This window comes from Streptococcus sp. DD10 (assembly GCF_001578805.1).
Lineage (GTDB): Bacteria > Bacillota > Bacilli > Lactobacillales > Streptococcaceae > Streptococcus.
Genome location: NZ_KQ969162.1, coordinates 26,392 through 31,353, shown reverse-complemented (window position 1 = coordinate 31,353; position 4,962 = coordinate 26,392). Strand labels below are relative to the sequence as shown.

Here is a 4,962-nt window from a genome sequence, read left to right as displayed (position 1 = left end):
GTATTCTCGGTTTTTATTTTGTTTTTTTATAATGACTAATCTACGTTAATGTATTCTTTTGAAAGTTCAAGAACTTCTTCCATTGTTGAACATTCAGTAAGCGCACGGTTAGCGTATTCTTCCATTTTAGCTGTGTCCAATTTCTTCATCAAGCTACGTGTCCGAAGAACAGATGTCGCTGACATTGAGAACTCATCCAAGCCCATTCCGACAAGAAGTGGAACAGCAGTTTGGTCACCAGCCATTTCACCACACATACCAGCCCATTTACCTTCAGCGTGAGCCGCTTTGATAACATTGTTAATCAAACGAAGGATTGATGGGTTATATGGTTGGTAAAGGTATGATACTTGTTCGTTCATACGGTCAGCAGCCATAGTGTATTGGATAAGGTCGTTTGTACCAATTGAGAAGAAATCAACTTCTTTAGCAAATTGGTCAGCAAGCATAGCTGCAGCAGGGATTTCAATCATGATACCTACTTCGATATCGTCTGCAACGGCAACACCTTCAGCAACCAATTTCGCTTTTTCTTCTTCAAGAATACCTTTAGCAGTACGGAACTCAGTCAACAAAGCAACCATTGGGAACATGATACGCAATTTACCGTGAACAGATGCACGAAGCAAAGCACGCAATTGTGTACGGAACATTTGATTACCAGTTTCAGAGATAGAGATACGCAAAGCACGGTAACCCAAGAACGGGTTCATTTCTTTAGGAAGATCAAAGTAAGGAAGTTCCTTATCCCCACCGATATCCATTGTCCGAACAACAACAGGTTTACCGTTCATCCCTTCAAGAACTGCTTTATAGGCTTCATATTGGTCATCTTCAGTTGGGAAGTCTTGAGAATCCATATACAAGAACTCTGTACGATAAAGACCAACTGCTTCTGCACCGTTCTCATTCACACCTTCAACGTCTTTAGGTGTACCGATGTTAGCAGCCAACTCAAAGTGTTTTCCATCAGCAGTAACTGTTTGAGCATCTTTAAGAAGTGCCCATTCAGCTTTTTGTGCAGCGTAAGCTTGGCCAGCTTCCTTAAATTCAGCGATTTGCTCTTCAGTTGGGTTGATAACAACTTCACCAGTAATTCCTGATACGGCCAAGATATCACCGTCTTTAACAAGTTCTGTGATGTTATTGGTTCCAAGAACGGCTGCGATTTCAAGGGTACGAGCCATGATTGCAGAGTGACTTGTACGTCCACCGATATTAGTAACAAAAGCTTTTACGTACTTTTTGTTCAACTGAGCTGTATCAGATGGTGTCAAGTCATGAGCAACAACGATTGATTCTTCGTTGATTGTTGCTGGGTTAGGCAATTTCTTACCAAGCAAGTTAGCAAGCACACGTTTTGTAACATCACGAATATCCGCTGCACGTTCTTGCATATATGGATTATCTTCCATACCTTCAAAGATCGTGATGAACATATCCGTCACTTCTTTCAAGCCTGCTTCGGCATTTACTTTTTTCGTACGGATAGTTTCTTTAATCTGACCAATCATTTCTGGGTCTGCAAGAACCATCAAATGAGCGTCAAAAACTTGAGCCGCTTCTTCTCCAAGCGTATCTACTGCTTTCTCACGGATAAGAGAAAGCTCGTTCTGTGAAGCTTCAAGAGCCGCATCCAAACGAGCTTCTTCTGCATTTGTATCTTCGACTGAAACAGTCTCAAATGACAAGTCCGGTTGAACCAGTAGATATGCTTTAGCAACGGCAACACCATCAGATGCTGCGATTCCTTTTAGCATTTCTGTCATTTTACTTATGCCAATCCTTCTTTTTCCATAGTTTCAGTGATAGCTGCGATTGCGTCATCAGCGTCAGCACCTTCAGCTGAGATTGTTACATCAGCACCTTGACCAACACCGAGACTCATAACTCCCATGATTGATTTAAGGTTTACTGATTTACCTTTGTATTCAAGAGTGATATCTGAAGCAAATTTGCTTGCAGTTTGAACAAGTAAAGTAGCTGGACGTGCGTGAATACCAGTTTCTGCTACAACGTGAAAATCTTTAGAAGCCATAGTTAGACTCTCCTTTTGTGATAAGTTATTAGGTTTTCATTCTTATGATAACCCTTACAATTTTATATTATAACATGTTTGGAAAACTTTTTCAAGAATTTTATGTGTTATTTACAGAAAAGCAACCAAAATTTATTCTATTTCGGAGTTTAAATTTCTTTTAGATGGAATGTTTCTAACCCAAGATATAGTTTGTTCTTTTATTCTTCCACTTTAAATAGCATTCCTATTGCATCAAAAATATGCAATAGTTTAACAAACACTACATATTGTGTCAAGGGGAATATTTTTTTATTTCAAGCACAAAATATTGACATTTTTTTATTTTAGATTATACTAGTTACAGTTATCATTTTTACAAGGAGAGAACCTTATGGTCACCATTTACTCAAAAAATAACTGCGTTCAATGCAAAATGACTAAGCGCTTTTTGGATAGCAACAACGTTTCCTATAAAGAAATCAACTTAGATGAACAACCTGAATTTGTAGAACATGTAAAAAGTCTTGGCTTTAGTGCTGCACCAGTCATCCAAACTCCGACAGAAAGTTTTTCAGGTTTTCAACCTGCTAAACTAAAAAAACTGTCTTAATTTACCGGGAGTGAGGGGAAACCCTCAACCCCTTATTTTATGTAATCAATACTTCAATAGAAAAAGGATTTTTATGAGTCTAAAGAATTTAGAAGACGTCTCTTATTTCCGTCTGAATAATGAAATTAACCGTCCTGTAAACGGACAAATCATGCTTCATAAGGATAAGGAAGCCTTGGATGCCTTTTTTAAGGAAAACGTGCTTCCAAATACGAAAGCCTTCAAGAACATCACGGAAAAAATTGCCTACTTAATCGAAGAAAACTACCTAGAAAAAGAATTTATTAGCAAGTATCGTCCAACTTTTATCGAGCAGTTGTCTCAATTTATTGCAGACCAGAATTTCCAATTTAAATCCTTCATGGCGGCCTATAAGTTTTATAACCAATATGCCCTCAAGACCAACGATGGGGAATATTACTTAGAGAGCATGGAAGACCGCGTTCTTTTTAACGCCCTTTACTTTGCGGATGGAAACGAAGAAATCGCCACTGAGATTGCTAACGAAATCATCCATCAACGCTATCAACCCGCTACTCCTTCTTTCCTAAATGCCGGTCGAGCTCGCCGAGGAGAGTTGGTTTCTTGCTTCTTGATCCAAGTAACAGATGATATGAACTCTATTGGTCGTTCCATTAACTCTGCTCTTCAACTTTCACGTATCGGTGGGGGTGTGGGAATTACACTTAGCAATCTTCGTGAAGCAGGCGCTCCTATCAAAGGCTATGAAGGAGCCGCTTCAGGGGTCGTACCCGTTATGAAACTCTTTGAAGATAGCTTTTCTTACTCTAACCAATTGGGCCAGCGTCAAGGTGCAGGAGTTGTTTACCTCAACGTTTTTCACCCAGACATCATTTCTTTTCTTTCTACCAAAAAAGAAAACGCCGATGAAAAGGTTCGTGTAAAAACTCTTTCGCTCGGTGTAGTTGTCCCTGATAAATTCTATGAGTTAGCTCGTAAAAACGAAGACATGTATCTCTTTAGTCCTTATTCAGTCGAGTTAGAGTACGGTGTCCCATTCAACTATATCGACATTACAGAGAAATACGATGAGCTGGTTGCCAATCCAAACATCCGCAAGACAAAAATCAAGGCGCGTGATTTGGAAACTGAGATTTCCAAATTGCAACAAGAATCTGGTTACCCATATGTCGTCAATATCGATACCGCCAACCGTTCCAATCCGGTTGATGGAAAAATCATCATGAGTAACCTCTGTTCGGAGATCCTTCAAGTTCAAGAACCTAGCCTCATTAACGATGCCCAAGATTTCTTGCAAATGGGAACCGATGTGTCTTGTAACCTTGGATCCACCAATGTCGTGAACATGATGACATCACCTGATTTTGGCCGTTCCATTCGTGCCATGGTGCGGGCCTTGACCTTTGTCACTGACAACTCTCACATCAAAGCCGTTCCGACGATTGATCATGGAAATAGTCTAGCGCATACCTTCGGACTCGGTGCCATGGGACTTCACAGCTACCTAGCTCAACAACTGATCGAATACGGATCGGCTGAGTCGGTTGAGTTTACCAGCATCTACTTCATGCTGATGAACTACTGGACCTTGGTCGAGTCTAACAACATCGCACGAGAACGTGGTCAAGTCTTCCACAACTTTGACAAGTCAGACTATGCCAATGGAAGCTACTTCGACAAATACATCACTGGAGCATTTGTCCCACAATCTGACCGTGTCAAAGAACTCTTTGCAGATGTCTTTATCCCGACTGCTGAGGATTGGAAGACCTTACGTGAAAACATCAAGAAAGATGGTCTCTACCATCAAAACCGCCTGGCAGTAGCACCTAATGGGTCTATCAGTTACATCAACGATGTGTCTGCTTCGATCCACCCGATCACCCAACGGATCGAAGAGCGTCAGGAAAAGAAAATCGGAAAAATTTACTACCCCGCTGCTGGACTCTCAACTGAAACAATCCCTTACTACACGTCTGCCTACGACATGGACATGCGAAAGGTCATCGATGTGTACGCCGCTGCTACTGAGCACGTGGACCAAGGTCTGTCTCTAACCCTCTTTATGCGGAGCGATATCCCGACGGGTCTCTACGAATGGAAAAGAGAAAACAAACAAACCACGCGTGACCTGTCGATCCTGCGTAACTACGCCTTCAACAAGGGAATCAAGTCGATCTACTACGTTCGTACCTTTACAGATGACGGAGATGAAGTCGGAGCCAACCAATGCGAGAGCTGTGTAATCTAGTTTCTACCTTTTTGATAAATTTGTTAGGATTCGCTAAAAAATTGAATATACAAACAAAAATAAGATAGTCTGATTAGACCATCCCTACATTCTAAAAAA

At 40.9% G+C, this 4,962-nt stretch carries 4 protein-coding genes; 2 read left to right on the top strand and 2 right to left on the bottom strand.

Annotated features, from left to right (window positions below; genetic code table 11):
• Nucleotides 1-35: 35 nt before the first annotated feature.
• Nucleotides 36-1,769: a phosphoenolpyruvate--protein phosphotransferase gene (gene ptsP, locus STRDD10_RS07395; protein WP_067194526.1), complete on the bottom strand. Its 1,734-nt coding sequence runs from the start codon at nucleotides 1,767-1,769 to the stop codon at nucleotides 36-38.
• A 5-nt stretch (nucleotides 1,770-1,774) separates the two neighbouring features.
• Nucleotides 1,775-2,038 carry a phosphocarrier protein HPr gene (locus STRDD10_RS07390; protein ID WP_000146948.1) on the bottom strand — a complete coding sequence of 88 codons (264 nt, stop codon included), beginning with the start codon at nucleotides 2,036-2,038 and terminating at the stop codon, nucleotides 1,775-1,777.
• 373 nt (nucleotides 2,039-2,411) lie between these two features.
• Here STRDD10_RS07390 and nrdH point away from each other — a divergent pair, with 373 nt between their 5' ends.
• Both nrdH and nrdE read left to right on the top strand, forming a co-directional pair.
• On the top strand, nucleotides 2,412-2,630 hold the full coding sequence (nrdH, locus tag STRDD10_RS07385) for a glutaredoxin-like protein NrdH (RefSeq protein WP_067194524.1): 219 nt from the start codon (nucleotides 2,412-2,414) through the stop codon (nucleotides 2,628-2,630).
• A 73-nt stretch (nucleotides 2,631-2,703) separates the two neighbouring features.
• The gene (nrdE, locus tag STRDD10_RS07380) at nucleotides 2,704-4,863 is read left to right on the top strand and encodes a class 1b ribonucleoside-diphosphate reductase subunit alpha (protein ID WP_067194521.1); all 2,160 of its coding nucleotides are present in this window, start codon (nucleotides 2,704-2,706) and stop codon (nucleotides 4,861-4,863) included.
• Nucleotides 4,864-4,962: the final 99 nt, after the last annotated feature.